Consider the following 18,101-nt stretch of genomic DNA (forward strand, 5'->3'; position numbering starts at 1 on the left):
GTGAGATTTGATGACAAGTTTTGTGGCTGCATGTATCCAGATGAGAACGGGACGAAACCCGCTCGAAAATCTTGATGTCTGTGAGGCGTTGGTTAGAGAAGCTGCTGCTGAAGGCGCGGTTTATGTGCAAACGCCTGAGATGACCAATGTGTTGGAACGTAGCCGCAAAGCACAACTTGCTGCCTCCAGTTTTGAAGAAGCTGATCCCTTCCTGAAGCGTCTGGGCATTCTAGCGAATGAGTTGAACATCTGGGTTCATATCGGGTCTCTGGCTATTCGGCTTGAAGATGACAAGCTGGCAAACCGTGGTTTTATGATTTCCCCGCGAGGTGAGGTCGTAATGCGTTATGACAAGATCCATATGTTCGATGTGGACTTGCCGAACGGTGAAAGCTGGCGTGAATCTGAAAGCTATAGTGCTGGCAGTGTCTCTCCAGTAGTTGATCTTGGTGTTGCCAAGGTTGGTATGGCTATCTGCTATGATATTCGTCAGCCAGCCCTGTTCCGTGAGCAGTCCAAAGCCGGTGCTCAAGTGTTGACTGGACCTGCTGCCTTTACCAAGCAAACAGGTGAGGCGCATTGGCATGTACTGCAAAGATCGCGTGCTATTGAAAACGGTGCTTTTGTTGTGACCGCTGCACAAGGTGGTGCGCATGAAGATGATCGCCAAACTTATGGGCACAGCCTGATAGTGGATCCGTGGGGCCGTGTGATTGCAGAACTGGATCATGATGAGCCGGGTGTATTGCTTGGTGAGCTTGATATGGCAAAGGTTGATGAAGCCCGCCGCCGCATTCCGGCAATTGAGAATGCACGAGATTTTTCCGTGGCCACGGTTTCCCTGAGTGGGGAGATGGTCAGGTGATTAATTACTCTCTCGCCTGTGATAATGGGCATGAGTTTGATGGCTGGTTTCGGAATTCTGGCGACTACGACAAGCAGAAAGAAATGGGGCTGGTCACGTGCCCGTTCTGTGACAGTTCAGAAGTCCATAAACGCTTAATGGCGCCAAATGTGTCGACCTCGCGAAGCCAGAAGAAGGCGCAGGTTGAACATCAGGCTGCGAAAGCTGTTGCAGCAGCTCAGGCGAAAGCATCGGAAGCTGCGGTCGCGAAAGAACAGCAACCGGCTGCCGCCGCTCCTGCGAGTTCAGAGCAGGCTGTAGCGACGTCGGCATCCAATGTTGATCTGCAGAAAGTTCCTGAAAAAGCGAAGGAGCTGGTGGAAGCTCTACGAGAGTTCCGCAAACAGGTCGTTTCCAACTCTGAGTATGTTGGCGACAAGTTTGCTGAAGAGGCACGCAAGATCCACTATGGCGAGAGCGAAGAGCGCGGGATTTACGGTGAAACGACACCGGACGACGCGAAAGAGCTTTTGGAAGAGGGCATTGAGCTGATGCCGCTTCCTGTTTTGCCGGAAGATCGCAACTGATTGGCTGCAGATTGAATAGCAGACAAACGAAAGGCGCCTCGTTTAGGGCGCCTTTTTCATTTCTCGCTCACTCAGGCTGAAACGCCTTTTTTGCCCGGGGCTCGGGATGCGGAAGGTTTGTCCGCATTCTTTGCGCGTGTCCGGGTGCTGGTGGATTTGCGAGGCACTCGGCGACGTGGTTTGGCAGGTACCTTTGTTGGAGCAGCCTGAGCCATTGCTTTGAGATCATCAATGCTGGTGAGCGCTTCCGAGGTTGCCTTTTGAGTTTTGGAAACTGTGCCCTTCATCGTTGAGGACATCTGGTTCATCTGGCGGGCGCCTTCCTGGCGGCAATCTTCGAAAGCTTGCTGCATGAAGTCACTGGTGAGTTTTGAAAGCTCAATGCCTGTTGGGCAATCCCAGATCTCCTGAATGAAATCGGTGTTGGCTTTCATGCGTTTGTTGAAGAATGCGATGTTGGCAGCCATGATTGCCTGATAGCTTTCAAGCATGGCTTTGTTGTTGGAGATTGCATGCTCCAAAGCCGTATTGGATAGTTGATCTCCACCCTGCGCCCAGAACCAGCCTTGCCAAGGCATTCCATCTGCAGCAACGGTCCAGCGGTCCATTGCTTCCTTCATCTCTTTGTCCATGTTCAGCATCGTGTCTCCTCCGGACTCCGATCAAGTTCTCGGGCGGCGATTTAGGTTTTGAGACAATAAATTTCGAGCGATCAGGGATTTTGGAAGAAGCTCGTTTGCCGGTAACTTACGCCGCGTACACCCTCCTGTTTATAGGCGCTAATATTGGCAAAAGGATATTCTGGATTCTAAGGGATTTCAGCGGCTTTTTTCTGAAGGACTTGTTAACCTTGGGGGTGCTGCTATGCAGCTAACCAGTCCTGAACGAGCTCGCTTGTATGAACCGGGTGTTCCAGCGTCGACATGTGGCCGCAATCCGGGATGATGTGCAGTTTGCTGTTTGCGATTGCGTCATGCATTTCGCGGCATCTGTCGAGCGGGAGCAGGCTGTCCTCTTCGCCAGCGATGATCATGGTCGGGCACTGGATTGCCGGGAGGTTTGGCCTTTGATCGCGGCGATTGATGATGGCGGTTTGCTGCTTCAGGAAATCTTCAGGACCGATCTCGGCAGCCATATCGAAAACCACTTGTCTGAGAGCGGTGTCGTCATGGCGGGCAGGGTGGACGAGCTGCAGGTATTGCATGGAGGCGATCTTGTGAAAGCCACCCTTCTTTGCAATTTCCATTTGTGTATGACGAAGCTGTGTTTGGGCTGCGGTGTCGTCTCTGGCGTTTGTGTTGACCAGCGCAAGGCGGCTGACACGTTCAGACGCCTGTCGAATCACCTCCAGGGCAACGTAACCACCCATGGACATGCCGAGGAGAGCGAATTTTTCAGGAGTGTGGTCCAGCAGTCTTTTTGCCATGGCTTCAATGGAATCCATGCCGCAGGTTTCCGCAATGATGATCGGATGCTCTTTCAGAGAGTTGATTTGAGGCCCGAACAAAGCGCCAGTGCTGGTCAGGCCGGGAATGAAAACGACAGTTTCTGCTGTTGCTGTGTCTGGCATTTTCATTCTCCTTTTTGATTGGATGCCAGCTGCTACTCTGGCTTCCGAGCTGTTACCATGTAGTTTACATCCAGATCGGTCGTTCTGGACCAGCTGTCTGTCAGTGGGTTGAAGCTGACGCCGCAGCGCTCATAGACGCTCATGCCGGATTCATTAAGCGGTGCTTCCAGCTCTTCCGGGCGAACCAGCTTTTCGTATTGGTGAGTGCCTTTTGGTAGCCAGCAGAGTACGCGTTCTGCTGCGACAATTGCGAGGGCGTAGGCTTTCAGAGTTCTGTTGATAGTTGCAACGAACATCATTCCACCGGGACGCACAAGATCTGCACAGGACTTCATGAACAGTGGAACGTCTGCGACATGTTCTACCACTTCCATGTTGAGTACGATGTCGAACTGTTCACCTGCCTCAACGAGAGATTCAGCGGTTTGCGCGCGATAGTCGATATCGAGGCCGGACTGCTGTGCATGAAGTGTGGCTACTTTAATGTTGGTCTCGGATGCGTCTGCTCCGACCACAGTTGCGCCCATGCGAGCCATAGGTTCGGAGAGGAGGCCACCGCCGCAGCCGATGTCCAAAATACGTAGACCTTCTAAGGCTTTAGGGGATGTCTCATCCCGGCCAAAGTGGTCGCAGGCATACTCTTTAATATAGGAGATGCGGACTGGGCTGAATTTGTGGAGAGGACGGAATTTTCCAGTAGGGTCCCACCATTCCGATGCAATTGATGAGAAATGCGCAACTTCCGCCGGGTCGATTGTGGTTTGTGCCGGGTTTTTGGCGGCGTTGCTTGGTTTTTGCGCGGTGCTCATAGCTCAACTCTCCACTTTCATCCCGGTACTGGTGGGTCTAATCGCGGTTTTTGTCAAGCCGCTGGTTGCGATAGAAGGGCGCTAGTTGTATGGATTAGCGCCGTTTGTAGTGATGATCGGTTCATCACAAAGGCCCTCGGAGGAATTTGGGAAGCGATGGCCCGTTTGGTTATGAAGTTTGGCGGCACCTCCGTTGCGACCTAGAGCGTATCAGAAATGTTGCGCGGCACGTGAAGCGTGAAGTGGAAGCAGGCAACCAGGTTGCCGTTGTTGTATCCGCGATGGCTGGTGTGACGAACACGCTGGTTGGCTACACGAAAGAAGCCGCAGCGCTGCATGATGCGCGTGAGTATGATGCGGTTGTTGCCTCAGGTGAGCAGGTGACTTCCGGCTTGTTGGCGATTGTGCTGCAAGATATGGGCGTGGATGCACGTTCCTGGCAGGGATGGCAAATTCCTATCCGCACGAATGAAGCCCACGGCGCAGCGCGTATTGAGAGTATTGAAGGTCAAACTCTCATTGAACGCCTTGAGCGTGGACAGGTTGCAGTTTGCGCTGGTTTCCAGGGTGTAGCGCCTGACAACAGGCTGGCGACGCTTGGACGTGGTGGTTCTGACACCAGTGCGGTGGCGATTGCTGCGGCTATTCAGGCAGACCGCTGTGACATCTATACGGATGTGGACGGTGTTTATACCACTGACCCACGTGTGGTGGCCAAGGCGACGCGTCTGGAACGTGTTGCGTTTGAAGAGATGCTGGAAATGGCGTCTCTTGGTGCGAAGGTTTTGCAGGTCCGTTCTGTTGAGATGGCGATGGTTCACGGCGTTCGTACGTTTGTACGTTCCAGCTTTGATGATCCGGATGCTCCGCAGATTAGCGCTGACGGAACCCCTGTAGGTACACTTATTTGCGACGAGGACGAGATTTTGGAACAACAAGTCGTCACTGGCATCGCTTACTCAAAAGACGAAGCACAGATTTCTATCCGCAACGTTGCTGACAAACCTGGCATTGCGTCCAGAGTATTTGGCCCGTTGGCCGAAGGCAACATCAACGTAGACATGATCGTTCAGAACATCTCTCCAGATGGGAAGACGACCGATATCACCTTTACCGTTCCAGAGAGCGATTACGAGCGTGCGCGCAAGGTAATTGAGGAGAACGTCGAGGAAATCGGCTTCGAGAATATCGAAGGCGCTACTGATGTTGTAAAAGTTTCCGTAATCGGCATGGGTATGCGTTCGCATGCCGGTGTTGCAGCCCAGTGTTTTGAAGGCCTGGCTAAGAAGGGGATTAACATCCGCGCGATTACGACATCTGAGATTAAAATCTCTGTTCTGATCGATTCCGCGTATACGGAACTTGCGGTTCGTACTCTCCATTCGCTATACGGACTTGACGGCTAGGTTTCCTACTGTCGAGAATATTGTTGTGTCTTGGACAACTTCCAAGGCACAACGTGGCCTGTTAAAAAGGCCAGCAGAATTATAGGTAGGGCGGAGCATGCGCAGCAGCTTGGCCGGACCGCGCGTACTCCTCCGTAAGCTTCGTGAAGTTATGGCGGAGCCGATTAATGCGCAGGAACGGCTCGACAAGATTGTACGTCTGATCGCGGCAAATGTGGTTGCGGAAGTGTGTTCCGTGTACATCTTGCGCGCGGATGGGGTTCTTGAGCTGTATGCGACAGAGGGCCTGAATAAGGACGCGGTTCACCAGACTTCTCTGAAGGTCGGTGAGGGTCTTGTTGGTTTGATTTCCTCTGATGCTAGACCGCTGAACCTACCAAATGCGCAGGCGCATCCAGCGTTTGCTTATCGTCCGGAAACGGGCGAAGAAAATTACAACTCCTTCCTTGGTGTGCCGATCCTGCGTGCAGGACGTACGCTTGGCGTGCTTGTTGTTCAGAACAAAGACCACCGGACTTACTTCGAAGATGAAGTGGAAGCCCTGCAGACCACAGCGATGGTTATCGCTGAGATGGTCGCGGCTGGTGAGCTTGAAGCAATTGCGCAGCAAGGCACAACAATTGATGTGATCCGTCCGATGCATCTGAAGGGTGTTGCCCTTGCTGATGGCATTGGCCTTGGCCATGTTGTTTTGCATGAGCCACGCGTTGTTATCACCAATTTGATTGCCGAAGACGCGGATACTGAAAAAAAGCGTCTTGAAGAATCCGTCACGCGTCTGCGCCAATCTCTGGACCACATGTTGGCCAGTGGTGAGTTTTCCCAGCACGGTGAACACCGTGAGGTTCTGGAAGCTTACCGGATGTTTGCCTATGACCGTGGCTGGATCCGGAAGATTGATGAAGCGATCCGCAATGGTTTGACGGCGGAAGCTGCTGTTGAGAAAGTTCAGAGCGATACACGCGCTCAGATGCTCCGGCAGACCGATCCTTACCTGCGTGAGCGCCTGCATGATCTGGATGATCTTGCGCACCGCCTCATTCGTGAGCTGATGGGTAAGAACCACAGCGGCGAAGATGATCTGCCGAAAGACGCAATCATCATTGCGCGCAACATGGGCGCTGCTGAGCTGCTGGATTATGACCGCGACCGTATTCGAGGTCTGGTTCTGGAAGAGAGCGGCCCGACCAGTCACGTGACTATTGTTGCCCGTGCTCTTGGCATTCCAACAGTTGGTCAGGTTGAAGACATTGTTTCCTTGGTGGAAGCGACTGATGCCATCATCGTAGATGGTGAGATCGGTCAGATCTTCCTGCGTCCGGCAAATGATGTTGAACAGGCATTTGCAGACAAGGTTCGCTTGCGCTCCAAGCGTCAGGAAATTTATCGCCAGCTTCGTGATGAGCCGACCGTTACCAAAGACGGTGTGGACGTTAAGCTTCAGCTGAATGCTGGTCTACTTGTTGACTTGCCGAGCATGGAAGATGCGGGTGCGGATGGCGTTGGTCTGTTCCGTACCGAACTTCAGTTCATGGTTGCTTCAGCCTTCCCAAGAATGCAGGAGCAGCACTCGCTGTACTCCAAGGTTCTGGATGCGGCTGGCGACAAGCCGGTGACATTCCGTTCTCTGGATATTGGTGGTGATAAGGTTCTGCCGTATCTGCGTCTTGCGCAAGAAGAGAACCCGGCTATGGGTTGGCGCGCAATTCGTTTCGGACTGGATCGTCCGGGCCTGCTGCGCACCCAGATCAGAGCTATGCTGCATGCAGGGGCAGGGCGCTCTTTACGCATTATGTTCCCAATGGTGGCGGATGTTGCTGAATTCCAGCAGGCGCGGGATTACGTTGAGCGTGAGCTCAAGCATCTGCGTCAGCACGGTCACGATACGCCAAAAGAGCTGAAGCTTGGTGTGATGTTGGAAGTTCCGGCACTGCTTTACCAGCTTGAAGAGATTTACAAAGAAGTAGACTTCGTCTCCGTTGGTTCGAATGACCTGTTCCAGTTCTTCTATGCAGTTGATCGCGGAAACACGCTGGTGGCGGAGCGTTTTGAAGCGCTGTCTCCAAGCTTCCTGCGGGCCTTGCGCAAGATTGTCGTTGTCGGCGACAAGATGGATACACCAGTGACCCTGTGTGGTGAACTTGGTGGCCAGCCGCTTGCTGCGATGGCTCTGTTGGCGATCGGCTATAGAAACCTTTCCATGTCTCCGGCTTCCATTGGTCCTGTTAAGGCGATGTTACGCTCTTTGGATCTATCAGCACTTTCAGAAGAGTTGCTGAAACAGCTGGAAGCGGGTAAAGGGTCGGAAGATATTCGCGAGTTCCTTTCGAACTTTGCATCCGAAAACAATATTCCTGTATAAGCAGCGCAAATTTAAATTGCCGCAGACCTTAGAGGCTGTTGTGCCTTTTGCTTAGCTGACGAACGCTTGAGGAGTTGCCGCGAAATGCTGGCACCAGAAAAACTAGATACACTGCTAGCACGCTTTGAAGGTATTGAGGCTGAGATGGCATCTGGTCCTGCGCCAGAGGTTTACATCAAGCTGTCTCGGGACTACGCGGAACTTGAGCCGATTGTGAAATCCATCCGTGATCTGCGTAAAGCTGAAGGTGATCTGGAAGGTGCTGAGGCACTGCTGTCTGATCCTGAAAGCGATGCAGAGATGAAAGAGCTCGCGCAGCTTGAGCGCGACGAGCTTGCGGAAGTGATTGAAGATCTGACACAGAAGGTTCGTATCGGCCTTCTGCCAAAAGATAAAGCTGACTCTCACGACGTTATTCTTGAAGTGCGCGCTGGTACCGGTGGTGACGAAGCTGCGCTTTTTGCAGGCGACCTGTTCCGCATGTATCAGCGCTTTGCTGACAACAATGGTTGGAAGGTTGAAGTCATGTCCTCTTCAGAAGGGGATATGGGTGGCTTTAAGGAGATTGTTGCTGCGGTCACTGGTCAGGAAGTTTTCGGTAAACTGAAGTTTGAGTCCGGTGTTCACCGCGTACAGCGTGTTCCTGAAACAGAATCTGGTGGCCGTATTCACACATCAGCGGCGACCGTTGCTGTGCTTCCGCAGGCGGAAGAAGTGGATGTGGACATCAACCCAGCTGATCTGCGCATCGATACCTATCGTGCATCGGGTGCAGGTGGTCAGCACGTGAACACTACTGACTCTGCTGTTCGTATTACGCACAACCCGACTGGTATTGTGGTAGCCGTGCAGGACGAGCGTTCTCAGCACAAGAACAAAGACCGCGCAATGAAGCTGCTGCGTGCGAAGATCTATGATGTTGAGCGCGAGCGTGCTGCGAATGAGCGAACTGAAGCCCGCCGTGTTCAGGTTGGTTCCGGTGACCGCTCCGAGCGCATTCGTACCTATAACTTCCCGCAGGGGCGCGTGACGGATCACCGTATCGGCCTGACCCTGTACAAGCTGGATCAGATGATGGCCGGTGAAGCGACAGGTGAAGTTATTGATGCTCTGATTATGGACCATCAGGCGAACCTGCTTGCTGCTGAAGGGCTTTAATGTCCGGCATCTTTGAAAACGTTGAGCTCAGAAATGTGCAGGCTTTGTACCTTGCGGTGCGAAGCCTGTTTCGTGATGCGGGTCTGGCAGAAGCTGATCTGGATGCACGGGTACTGACGGCTGAAGCTCTTGGTATTGAGCCGCGTAATCTGGTTCTGGAATATGATCGTGAGATCTCGACAGAAGTGCTTACGGTTATCACGCGATATGCGGAAGAACGGCTGGCTGGTAAACCGGTTGGGCGCATTCTGGGTAAGCGTGAATTCTGGGGGCTGGAATTTTCTCTTTCACAGGCAACACTGGAGCCGCGTCCTGATACAGAGACGCTGGTTGAGGCGACACTGGCATTTTGTCAGACCAATGGTGGTTTTGATAAGCCATGGGTGTTTGCGGATATCGGAACCGGAACTGGTGCCATCGCAATTGCTCTACTGAGTGAGTTGCCCAATGCAATTTGTGTTGCTGTTGATATCAGCGAAGAGGCATTGGAGACTGCGCGACAAAACGCAGCAAATAACGGATTTAAAAGCCGTTTTATCCCTGTTCGGGGTTCTTATCTGGATGCGTTGAACGGGACTTTTGATTTTGTTGTGAGTAACCCGCCGTACATCCGCAGCGCTGTGATTGAAGGCTGAGCCATGAAGTGAAACAGCATGACCCGATGCTGGCACTGGATGGTGGAGACGATGGACTTACTGCCTATAAAGAATTGATAGGTAACGCTAAACGAGTTCTTAAGAGAAATAGTGGACTCCTAATGGAGATCGGGTTTGATCAAGCGGAGGAACTTTCAACTCTTGCAAGGGAACTTGTGGGGCTGGAGGTTCGTTGTGAGCATGATCTGGCCGGTCAACCAAGGGTCATTGTTGTAGTTTTTCCATGATTGGCGAAGAATTCAATAATCTGGAAAAAAGCCCTTGGAAAATACGTCGGAACGAGATAGTTTCATCTCGCCGACAAGCGATACCAGCTAACAGCTGAAAACGATGGGGATGGGCACTCACTGACAGTGAGACGAGCCTGGCAGAGACGTCGGTTGATAGTTTCAAAGCAGATAGTTGAGCGACCCCTCGTATCGTAGAACTGAGAGAGCAATGCATTTGTATTGCTGCTATCGGATGTCGGATATCGCATTGAAGCAGTTATATGATCGAATGCGATTGCATTTCGATGTTGGTGGCCTTTGGCTTAATCAACATGCAAGCTTATTAACGGCATTTGGAATCCGGGAGAACTTACTCCCATGAACCTCGCTGTAGGTTCGATTGCTATTCCGGAAAGTTAACGGCAGAATGAGACCAGGAAATCAGAATAACAAGCGCATGCGTGGGCGGGGGCGTAAGGCTCCAAATCCATTGACACGTACTTATGAGTCAAATGGACCGGATGTTAAAATCCGAGGTACCGCATTGCATATTGCTGAAAAGTACCAGCAACTTGCGCGTGATGCTCAGGCCTCCGGAGACCGTGTAACCTCCGAAAACTACTATCAGCATGCTGAGCATTACCAGCGTATCGTCGCTGCTGCTCAACCCCAGAACTCTCAAAGTGCTGCTCCTTCTGCTCGCGCAGAAGAAGAAGCTGCACCAGCTGTTGTTGAAGCGCCAAACGGTGCGGCGGCAAGCGAAGAGCAGGATGTTGCTGTTGCAAGCACGCAGCCTGTGATTGGCCTTGATACGCCTCAGCCGTTTATCGAAGCTTCCCCAGTGGTTGAAGAGAATGCTGAAGCTGCTGAGGCACCTGCTGCAGGTGATGAAGAAGACGACAAACCACGCCGCCGCGTTCGTGGCACTCGTGGTCGCGGTGTTCGCCGTACGCCTTCTTCTGCAAGTGCAGCAGCTCCTGCTGAAGCGGCTGAAGGTGGTGAGGATGAAACGGCAGCTCCTAAGCCACGCCGTACGCCTCGTGCACGTACTCCACGTGCAGCTCGCACGCAGCGCACCCGCGCAGCTCGTGTTCCTGCAGAGGATGCACCAGCTCCAGCGGCATTGGAAACAACCGGAGACGGTGAAAGCTAAGCATCTGAGGATGCACTAGTCTCTTTACCGATTTCGGATTTTCACGAAAAACCCCGCTCACAAGGCGGGGTTTTCTTTTTGCTATATGGCCAGCTTGCGTGGGCTTATTCCACGATCAGCGTATCTCCGACGGAGAGGGTGCCGTTGTTGAGCACTTCCAGGTAGATGCCAACGTCCATGTGGCCCAGAGTGTCGTAGAGGGTCTTGTTGATGTTGGTGTCGCGCTCTGCAGTGGTTGGGTTGACGTCAACAGCTGCACAGCGGCGGGTGCGTTTGGCAAATTTGAACTCAACACCGGAGCTTGAGCGGATCTTTTTGTCGGCCCAGTTGAACTCTTCGTAGGCTGGCAGGCCTTCCACATAGATGTTCGCGCGGAAGCGTTTTGGGTCGATCTCGACGCCCATGGTCTCGGAAAGAGCTTTGACGCTGGCCAGGTTCACAACATGCACGAAGTTTTCGGCGGTGTCGGTGAAGGCGTGGTCGTCTGCGTGACGGACTTTCAGTGGGCCAGCTGCTTTATCACCCATGTGCGCAGTGAAGTAAGCGGCGAGAGCTTCCTGTCCTTCGGCGGTTTCCAGCGAGAGGGTGACGTCATCCTCACTGGGCTTGGAAAGAGTGATGCTTTTGTTTTCCAGATCATAGGTGCATTTGACCTGGGCTACGTCTTCGTAGCGGACCAGCACGAGAAATTTGCTTTTGGAAATGTGTTTTGGCGCTGCAGGATCAAAACCGCATGGGCCGTTTTCGATAGCGTAGGCACGATCCAGCGGGAAGACAGCTCCAGCTTCTACAGTTGCCGTCTGAAGTGGGTGTGCCGTGAGGCCTTTAACTGGATGTGTTGCGAGTGCGGTGATATGCGCAGGCGAAAAAGTCATATTAAATTCCGTTGTTTAAGCTGGTGGAAACTATGAGAAACAAAGGATTGTGGCAAGATCTTGCGAGCGCCCTCTTTTGTCGGCAGTTTGAACCACTATATGAAGAGTGCAGGAGGAAGTCTCCTGCTTCGGGTGCTCTTTATGAGGCTCGGATCCTCCCAAAATGCTTCGTCATGCTTCGGGTGACACGGCACATAGGAGTTATATATGGACTTTGAAAAATACACCGACCGTGCGCGTGGGTTCATTCAGTCTGCGCAAACATACGCTCTGGGACAAGGGCATCAACAGTTTACTCCCGCACATATTTTGAAGGTCTTGCTGGATGACAGCGAAGGCATGGCGGCTGGTCTTATTGAGCGGGCTGGTGGTCGTGTTCAGGATGTTCGTCTGCAGATCGAGACTGATCTGGCAGCGCTGCCAAAAGTAAGTGGCGGCAACGGACAGCTGTATCTGGCACCTGAAACAGCACGTCTTTTTGAGCAAGCGCAGAAGATTGCGGAGAAAGCGGGTGACAGCTTCGTCACCGTGGAACGTCTGCTGCTGGCGCTGGCCATGGATAAGGACAGCAAAGCAGGTAAAGCGCTGGCACAGGCTGGTGTTACGCCAAATGCGCTGAACGAAGTGATCAATGAGCTTCGTAAAGGACGTACGGCTGACTCGGCTTCTGCTGAAAACCAGTTTGATGCGCTGAAGAAGTTCGCTCAGGATCTGACTGAAGCTGCGCGCGAAGGCAAGCTCGACCCTGTGATTGGTCGAGATGAAGAAATTCGCCGCGCTATTCAGGTTCTTTCCCGCCGTACCAAGAACAATCCAGTTCTGATTGGTGAGCCGGGTGTTGGTAAAACCGCTATTGCGGAAGGCTTGGCACTGCGTATCGTCAATGGCGATGTGCCGGAAAGCCTGAAAGATAAGCAGCTGCTGGCGCTTGATATGGGCGCGCTGATTGCTGGTGCGAAATATCGTGGTGAATTTGAAGAGCGCCTGAAGGGTGTTCTGAATGAAGTGCAGGCCGCTGATGGCGGGATCATCCTGTTCATCGACGAAATGCATACGCTTGTTGGTGCTGGTAAGACAGACGGAGCGATGGACGCTTCCAACCTGCTCAAGCCTGCTCTGGCTCGCGGTGAGTTGCACTGTGTTGGTGCGACCACGCTGGATGAGTACCGCAAGCACGTTGAAAAAGACGCGGCATTGGCCCGTCGTTTCCAACCTGTGTTTGTAAGTGAGCCAACGGTTGAAGACACCATTTCTATTCTGCGTGGTATCAAGGAGAAGTATGAGCTTCACCATGGTGTGCGCATCTCCGATAGCGCGATTGTTTCCGCAGCAACGCTGTCGAACCGCTACATCACAGACCGCTTCCTGCCGGATAAGGCCATCGACCTTGTTGATGAGGCCGCCAGCCGCCTGCGCATGCAGGTGGATTCCAAGCCGGAAGAGCTGGATGAGCTGGACCGCCGGATTATTCAGCTGAAGATTGAGCGGGAAGCGCTGAAGAAAGAGGATGATGAGGCCACGAAAGATCGCTTGCAGCGTCTTGAAAAAGAGCTGGTTGATCTGGAAGAGGAATCCAATGCCCTGACACAGCGCTGGCAAGCTGAAAAAGATAAGCTGAGCGGTGAGCAGAAGATCAAAGAGCAGTTGGATGAAGCCCGCACTGAACTGGAGCAGGCCCAACGTGTTGGCAATCTGGCGCGTGCTGGTGAGCTGAGCTACGGCGTTATTCCTGATCTGGAGAAGAAGCTGGCAAACGCTCAGACTGCTGAGGATGTTGACAACACCATGCTTAATGAGACCGTCAGCAGCGAAAGCATTGCACAGGTTGTTTCTCGCTGGACCGGTATTCCGATCGACAAGATGCTGGAAGGTGAGCGTGAAAAGCTGCTTCGTATGGAAGACGAGCTTGCCAAACGTGTTGTTGGCCAGCAGGAAGCTGTTCATGCGGTTTCCACCGCTGTTCGCCGCTCCCGTGCTGGTTTGCAGGATCCAAACAGACCTATCGGTTCGTTCATGTTCCTCGGCCCAACCGGTGTTGGTAAAACGGAACTGACCAAGGCACTTGCCAGCTATCTGTTTGATGATGAGACGGCGATGGTGCGTGTGGACATGTCCGAGTTCATGGAAAAGCACAGCGTTGCGCGTCTGATTGGTGCACCTCCAGGCTATGTTGGCTATGAAGAAGGTGGTGTGCTGACAGAAGCGGTTCGTCGCCGGCCATATCAGGTCGTTCTGTTTGACGAAGTAGAAAAAGCACATGGTGATGTGTTCAACGTTCTGCTTCAGGTGCTGGATGATGGCCGTCTGACAGACGGGCAGGGCCGTACCGTGGACTTCCGCAATACGCTGATCATCATGACCTCGAACCTTGGTGCTGAGTTCCTCGCAGCTCAGGGCGAGGGTGAAGATGCTGAGGCTGTTCGTGGTCCGGTGATGGATGCTGTGAAAGCGCATTTCCGTCCTGAGTTCCTGAACCGACTGGATGAAATCATTCTGTTCCACCGCTTGCAGCGTACTCAGATGTCCAAGATCGTCGAAATTCAGCTGACGCGTCTGCAAAAGCTGCTGGATGACCGGAAGATGGTTCTGGATCTGGATGATGGTGCAATGGGTTGGCTTGCCGAGAAGGGCTATGACCCAACTTACGGTGCCCGACCGCTCAAACGCGTTATCCAGAAACAGGTACAGGATCCACTGGCAGAAATGTTGTTGGCTGGTTCCATCTCTGACGGGCAGACGATCAAAGTCTCTAACGGGTCTGATCGACTGGTGTTCGACAGGGCTTGATGAGCCACTCTGTGAATTGAAGACAAGGGCCGGATTTTCCGGCCCTTTTTGCTATCTACCTTGGCAGATGACATCCGTACCTTTTCGATTATCTGTTTTTAGTGTTTAGTTCTGCTGGATGAAGACGGGCATCTTGCGGGCGGCGGATATGAGAAAAGCTGATATTGCACTCTTATTTGTGGCGATGAGCTATCTCTGGCTCGTGGCTACGGTGGCGATTGGCGCCCAGTTCTATCCGGGGTACAGCCATATCTCTCATTTCATGAGTGTTCTTGGTGCAACGGGAGCTCCGCACGGACCAACCGTCAACTTCTGGGGCTTCCTGGCGGTTGAGCTTCTGCTGCTGCCGAGCTTCATCATCTGCTTTATTGATCTGATGCGGAGCAGGGCAGAACGTGTCGCTCTGGTGGTTTTCGCAGGCTATCCGCTTTTCATTGGTCTTGCCGCGCTCTTTCCCTGTGATTTTGAATGCAGGATGGCTGACCCGAGCCAAAGCCAGCTGATCCATTCCGCTGCTGGCTTATTTGCTTATTTTTGTGCTGTTGTCGGGCTGTGTCTGCTTGCCCGCGCACAAGAAGGGTGGTCTTACTGGTTTGTTCCAGGATTGGTTTTATTCGCATTGTTCCTGAGCCTGATGCTGGAAACTTCTTTGAGCGGTCTGCTGCAGAGGGTTTTGGAGACCGGTGCTTATCTTTGGTTTGTTTTGATTTTGCTGCAGAAGCGTCAGAAGGTTGGGAGTGTTTTAGCCTCTCGCTGATGTGTTTGGGCTTTTGAGCCTGAGGATTTGAATTTGGAAAATGTACTTATTTATCTGGTTGGCTTTGCTGGAACCGGAAAGCTAACAATTGCCCGGGCACTGGCTGAGGCTACAAGCGCCAAAGTCGTCGACAATCAATGGATCAACAATCCGATTTTTGGATTGCTCGATCATGATCGGCTGACACCTTACCCGGAAGGTGTTTGGAGGCAGATCGACAAAGTGCGAGACGCGGTGCTGGAGACTGTGGCGACACTTGGCGCACCTCATGCAAGTTACATCTTTACGCATGAAGGTTTTGAGGATGATGCCGGTGATCGGCAGATCTATGAGGCTATTCGGGAAACAGCTCAACGGAGAAAGGCCCGGTTTTTGCCTGTCAGACTGCTTTGTAATGAGGATGAGATCGCCAAACGCGTGGTTTCTCCGGAGCGGGCTCTGCGATTGAAAAGTATGGATCCGGAACGGTCACGCTATGCGGTGCGGAACTCCACCGTGCTCAAGCCCAATCATGAGAATGAGCTGACGCTTGACATCTCTGATAAGCAGCCAGCTGATGTGGTGGATTTGATCCTGAAGCAGGTGGCTCACTGCAAAACTTAGTTTCGCAGTGAAGCGACGCGTTGGCTTGGACGGCCAGTTTCCATCAGAGCGTTGATGCGATCCCGTTCGCGCTTGAAGTTTTCAAGCACTTGCGCTTCGAGAACACGGCCCTGTGGCACCTTAATCTTCAGTGAGTTTACGAAGCGGCCATTCACCTTCACCTCATAGTGGAGGTGGTTACCGGTGGAGAGGCCTGTGGTGCCGACGTAGCCGATAACCGTACCCTGTCTGATGCGCTGGCCTTTTTGAATGCCAGTGGCAAAGCGGGTCATGTGGTTATAGGTGGTGACGTAACCGTTGGCGTGTTTGATCTCAACACGCTTGCCGTATCCGCCAGACCATGCGGCTTTCTGAATAACACCATCGCCCGCTGCAAAGATTGCGGTGCCGCGTGGAGCTGCCCAGTCCGTGCCTGTATGGAGACGGCGGGTTTTCAGAACAGGGTGACGGCGCATACCGAAGCCGGAGGTAAAGCGGCCTGCTGCGATTGGCTTGCGGAGCAGGAACTGCTTCGCGCTTTGACCGTTCTCGTCATAGTAGTCGACAACACCATCATCTGGTGTGCGGAAGCGGTAGAAACGGTGGCTGCGGCCATTCACGGTGATCGAGGTATAGAGAATCTCTGAGGCGCCGGTGTTTTGGTCTGCATCCAGACCATAGAAGACGCTCATCTCGTCGCCGCTCTTCACGGATGCATTGAAGTCCACACTATAAGAATAGATGCGGATCAGCTCTTTAATAAGAGAGGATGGAACTTCGTTATCAAGGCCGGTCTGGTAGATCGAGTCATAATATGTGGCGCGTGGGCCAACTGAATTCTGCTGCTGCGAGTTGAACGCATCCGCTGCCATCTGTGTGGTTGGCTCTGGTGCGACAACAAACTCGCCTTCATCATTTCGTGCGATGGTGCCGACATGGCGCTGATCTTCATAGATACTGACGCGCACGAGAATTCCGTCGTCCTCTTCGATCTGATCAGTGTTCAGAGAGAGGCGGAAAATCTGGCCGGCTTTAATGGAGTCGATGCCGAAGTTATCTGTAAACGCCTTGATGTAGCCTTCCGCTTCTGTCTCGGACGCTTCACCATCCAGCAGAATGTCAATAAAGTCAGTCTGGGTCAGGATCGGAACAATGCGTTCTTCGATCTGATTGGCCTGAGTGGTTTTGCGGGATTTCGGCTGGAAGGAGACGTTTTCTTCGGTAATACGAACTTCGATGTTTTCAAATGACTGTTCTGAAAGAGGGGCAAAGCCGGCGTTGATGTCTTCCACGCTCGGGATAGCCGCAATGTCCGTGGAGTTATCCAGCATGAACATCGCTGCCTTCTTTACCTGTTGCTGAACAGCCTCTTCCTTATGATCGGGAAGAGCGACCATGCTCATTGCTTCCAGTGGGAAATCGCGCTGAGAGATAGAGACTTCGCCTCAATGTCCGCGCCATAGATCGCGTCACTGGCAACTTGCAGCGGAGCCACCTGTTCACCCTGATACATAGTAATAGGATCAAATGGCGGAATGTCTGCGGCGGTTTCCTGTTTCTTGAAGCTCTCCAGGCTTGCGCTGACGAGTGCATACGGCTTGGCTTTCACGTGATCGCGGCCTTCGCTGCGGGTCACGGTGTTCACTTCAATAATCTGGCGATTGGAGAAACCGTCGGTCGCGGAGGTCAGGCGATCGCCTTTTCCGCTGGTATTACGCTGTGGTGTCAGATCTGCCGCGTTGCTCGCAGGGGCTTTGGCTGTCTTATAAGTATACTGGCCATCAAGAGCTGCCATCAGAGCGCCGCCCATTAACACCATAGATGTCATGCCGGTGAGGATCGTTCCAATCAGCCAGCGACCGTTTAGTCGCGCAGGCTGGTCAGACGAACTTGCAAGGCTATCCACCATCAAGCTGGTTCATTGCCAAGATTGACGGAAGGCCTTCCATTAGTATGGAACCTACCAGAATTCATCGAGCTACTTATCTTTCCCCAAATCGGCAGAGAGGCCATCTGCAGCAGATGTCCGCATCACATAGTTACGATTGATAGACAATGCTGAAGACGGGAACAACTGATGAAAGAAAAATACGGCTGGATTTTGTCGCTGATACTCTGAAAAATTATAGAAAAAATCGAATTGGCGAGAAAATAATGATTTTGCCGTTCAAAATGCGATTTTACGCACCATATAAATACAGGACTTGCGATTATTGAAAAAGTTTCCCCAGTCCTGTGAAAATTTTGAAGTTTTGTCTTCAGCCTCGTTGACAGCACCAGCTCATATGCCTATAACCCGCTTCACGCCAACGGGGCGGGCCACTGAGGCGCCGGTCTTGAGGTGCA

16 protein-coding genes and 1 pseudogene are annotated in these 18,101 nt (G+C 52.6%); 11 read left to right on the forward strand and 6 right to left on the reverse strand.

The window, feature by feature from the left end; genetic code table 11:
* The first annotated feature begins 10 nt into the window (after positions 1-10).
* On the forward strand, positions 11-865 hold the full coding sequence (locus JCM12308_RS25005) for a carbon-nitrogen hydrolase family protein (RefSeq protein ID WP_054785443.1): 855 nt from the start codon (positions 11-13) through the stop codon (positions 863-865).
* Positions 862-1,431, forward strand: a complete 570-nt coding sequence (locus JCM12308_RS25010; RefSeq protein ID WP_054785444.1) for a DUF1178 family protein — start codon at positions 862-864, stop codon at positions 1,429-1,431. The genes JCM12308_RS25005 and JCM12308_RS25010 overlap by 4 nt, the downstream gene beginning before the upstream one ends.
* A gap of 71 nt (positions 1,432-1,502) precedes the next feature.
* Here the strand turns inward: JCM12308_RS25010 and JCM12308_RS25015 are convergent, their stop codons facing one another.
* The 3 genes from JCM12308_RS25015 to ubiG form a co-directional block, all read right to left on the reverse strand.
* On the reverse strand, positions 1,503-2,072 hold the full coding sequence (locus JCM12308_RS25015) for a phasin family protein (protein WP_054785445.1): 570 nt from the start codon (positions 2,070-2,072) through the stop codon (positions 1,503-1,505).
* 221 nt (positions 2,073-2,293) lie between these two features.
* Positions 2,294-3,001 (reverse strand): alpha/beta fold hydrolase, encoded by a 708-nt coding sequence (locus tag JCM12308_RS25020; protein WP_208608867.1) that lies wholly within the window; start codon positions 2,999-3,001, stop codon positions 2,294-2,296.
* Positions 3,002-3,033: 32 nt separating this feature from the next.
* Entirely contained in the window at positions 3,034-3,810 is a 777-nt protein-coding gene (gene ubiG / locus JCM12308_RS25025) for a bifunctional 2-polyprenyl-6-hydroxyphenol methylase/3-demethylubiquinol 3-O-methyltransferase UbiG (protein WP_054785447.1), read from the reverse strand.
* A gap of 156 nt (positions 3,811-3,966) precedes the next feature.
* Between ubiG and JCM12308_RS25030 the strand changes: the two are divergent.
* From JCM12308_RS25030 to JCM12308_RS25050, 6 genes and pseudogenes are all read left to right on the forward strand, one after another.
* Positions 3,967-5,216, forward strand: a pseudogene (locus tag JCM12308_RS25030) (aspartate kinase).
* A gap of 97 nt (positions 5,217-5,313) precedes the next feature.
* Positions 5,314-7,578: a phosphoenolpyruvate--protein phosphotransferase gene (gene ptsP, locus JCM12308_RS25035; protein ID WP_054785448.1), complete on the forward strand. Its 2,265-nt coding sequence runs from the start codon at positions 5,314-5,316 to the stop codon at positions 7,576-7,578.
* Positions 7,579-7,662: 84 nt separating this feature from the next.
* Complete coding sequence (gene prfA / locus JCM12308_RS25040) at positions 7,663-8,736, forward strand: peptide chain release factor 1 (RefSeq protein ID WP_054785449.1); 1,074 nt, start codon at positions 7,663-7,665, stop codon at positions 8,734-8,736.
* Positions 8,736-9,371 (forward strand): N5-glutamine methyltransferase family protein, encoded by a 636-nt coding sequence (locus JCM12308_RS25045; protein WP_208978934.1) that lies wholly within the window; start codon positions 8,736-8,738, stop codon positions 9,369-9,371. Before prfA ends, JCM12308_RS25045 begins: the two co-directional genes overlap by 1 nt.
* A gap of 8 nt (positions 9,372-9,379) precedes the next feature.
* Positions 9,380-9,619 (forward strand): class I SAM-dependent methyltransferase, encoded by a 240-nt coding sequence (locus JCM12308_RS31040; protein WP_208978935.1) that lies wholly within the window; start codon positions 9,380-9,382, stop codon positions 9,617-9,619.
* A gap of 439 nt (positions 9,620-10,058) precedes the next feature.
* Entirely contained in the window at positions 10,059-10,754 is a 696-nt protein-coding gene (locus tag JCM12308_RS25050; RefSeq protein ID WP_128647486.1) for a DUF4167 domain-containing protein, read from the forward strand.
* A 104-nt stretch (positions 10,755-10,858) separates the two neighbouring features.
* Here JCM12308_RS25050 and JCM12308_RS25055 read toward each other — a convergent pair whose 3' ends face one another.
* Positions 10,859-11,629, reverse strand: coding sequence for an MOSC domain-containing protein (locus JCM12308_RS25055; RefSeq protein WP_054785450.1), 771 nt, complete (start codon positions 11,627-11,629; stop codon positions 10,859-10,861).
* 207 nt (positions 11,630-11,836) lie between these two features.
* On the opposite strand from JCM12308_RS25055, the gene clpB reads away from it, so the two are divergent.
* The 3 genes from clpB (at position 11,837) to JCM12308_RS25070 (ending at position 15,776) form a co-directional block, all read left to right on the forward strand.
* Positions 11,837-14,416 (forward strand): ATP-dependent chaperone ClpB, encoded by a 2,580-nt coding sequence (gene clpB / locus JCM12308_RS25060; RefSeq protein WP_054785451.1) that lies wholly within the window; start codon positions 11,837-11,839, stop codon positions 14,414-14,416.
* A gap of 148 nt (positions 14,417-14,564) precedes the next feature.
* Entirely contained in the window at positions 14,565-15,173 is a 609-nt protein-coding gene (locus tag JCM12308_RS25065; RefSeq protein ID WP_054785452.1) for a DUF998 domain-containing protein, read from the forward strand.
* 33 nt (positions 15,174-15,206) lie between these two features.
* Positions 15,207-15,776: a P-loop nucleotide/nucleoside kinase family protein gene (locus JCM12308_RS25070; protein WP_054785453.1), complete on the forward strand. Its 570-nt coding sequence runs from the start codon at positions 15,207-15,209 to the stop codon at positions 15,774-15,776.
* Here JCM12308_RS25070 and JCM12308_RS25075 read toward each other — a convergent pair.
* Positions 15,773-17,152: a M23 family metallopeptidase gene (locus tag JCM12308_RS25075; protein WP_208978936.1), complete on the reverse strand. Its 1,380-nt coding sequence runs from the start codon at positions 17,150-17,152 to the stop codon at positions 15,773-15,775. The genes JCM12308_RS25070 and JCM12308_RS25075 overlap by 4 nt on opposite strands.
* A 2-nt stretch (positions 17,153-17,154) precedes the next feature.
* Positions 17,155-17,664 carry a hypothetical protein gene (locus JCM12308_RS31045; protein WP_208978937.1) on the reverse strand — a complete coding sequence of 170 codons (510 nt, stop codon included), beginning with the start codon at positions 17,662-17,664 and terminating at the stop codon, positions 17,155-17,157.
* Positions 17,665-18,101 lie beyond the last annotated feature (437 nt).

Origin of the sequence: Pseudovibrio denitrificans JCM 12308, from assembly GCF_001310815.1 — a bacterium.
In the GTDB taxonomy this organism is placed as follows: domain Bacteria; phylum Pseudomonadota; class Alphaproteobacteria; order Rhizobiales; family Stappiaceae; genus Pseudovibrio; species Pseudovibrio denitrificans.

Bases quoted from the DNA above. Each gene is read 5' to 3' on its own strand.
- JCM12308_RS25005 (WP_054785443.1), top strand. From the start codon at position 11: ATGACAAGTTTTGTGGCTGCATGTATCCAGATGAGAACGGGACGAAAC.
- JCM12308_RS25055 (WP_054785450.1), bottom strand. From the start codon at position 11,629: ATGACTTTTTCGCCTGCGCATATCACCGCACTCGCAACACATCCAGTT.
- JCM12308_RS25075 (WP_208978936.1), bottom strand. From the start codon at position 17,152: ATGGTCGCTCTTCCCGATCATAAGGAAGAGGCTGTTCAGCAACAGGTA.
- JCM12308_RS25045 (WP_208978934.1), top strand. From the start codon at position 8,736: ATGTCCGGCATCTTTGAAAACGTTGAGCTCAGAAATGTGCAGGCTTTG.
- prfA (WP_054785449.1), top strand. From the start codon at position 7,663: ATGCTGGCACCAGAAAAACTAGATACACTGCTAGCACGCTTTGAAGGT.
- ptsP (WP_054785448.1), top strand. From the start codon at position 5,314: ATGCGCAGCAGCTTGGCCGGACCGCGCGTACTCCTCCGTAAGCTTCGT.
- JCM12308_RS25050 (WP_128647486.1), top strand. From the start codon at position 10,059: ATGCGTGGGCGGGGGCGTAAGGCTCCAAATCCATTGACACGTACTTAT.
- clpB (WP_054785451.1), top strand. From the start codon at position 11,837: ATGGACTTTGAAAAATACACCGACCGTGCGCGTGGGTTCATTCAGTCT.
- JCM12308_RS25020 (WP_208608867.1), bottom strand. From the start codon at position 3,001: ATGCCAGACACAGCAACAGCAGAAACTGTCGTTTTCATTCCCGGCCTG.
- JCM12308_RS31045 (WP_208978937.1), bottom strand. From the start codon at position 17,664: ATGGTGGATAGCCTTGCAAGTTCGTCTGACCAGCCTGCGCGACTAAAC.
- ubiG (WP_054785447.1), bottom strand. From the start codon at position 3,810: ATGAGCACCGCGCAAAAACCAAGCAACGCCGCCAAAAACCCGGCACAA.
- JCM12308_RS25065 (WP_054785452.1), top strand. From the start codon at position 14,565: ATGAGAAAAGCTGATATTGCACTCTTATTTGTGGCGATGAGCTATCTC.
- JCM12308_RS25015 (WP_054785445.1), bottom strand. From the start codon at position 2,072: ATGCTGAACATGGACAAAGAGATGAAGGAAGCAATGGACCGCTGGACC.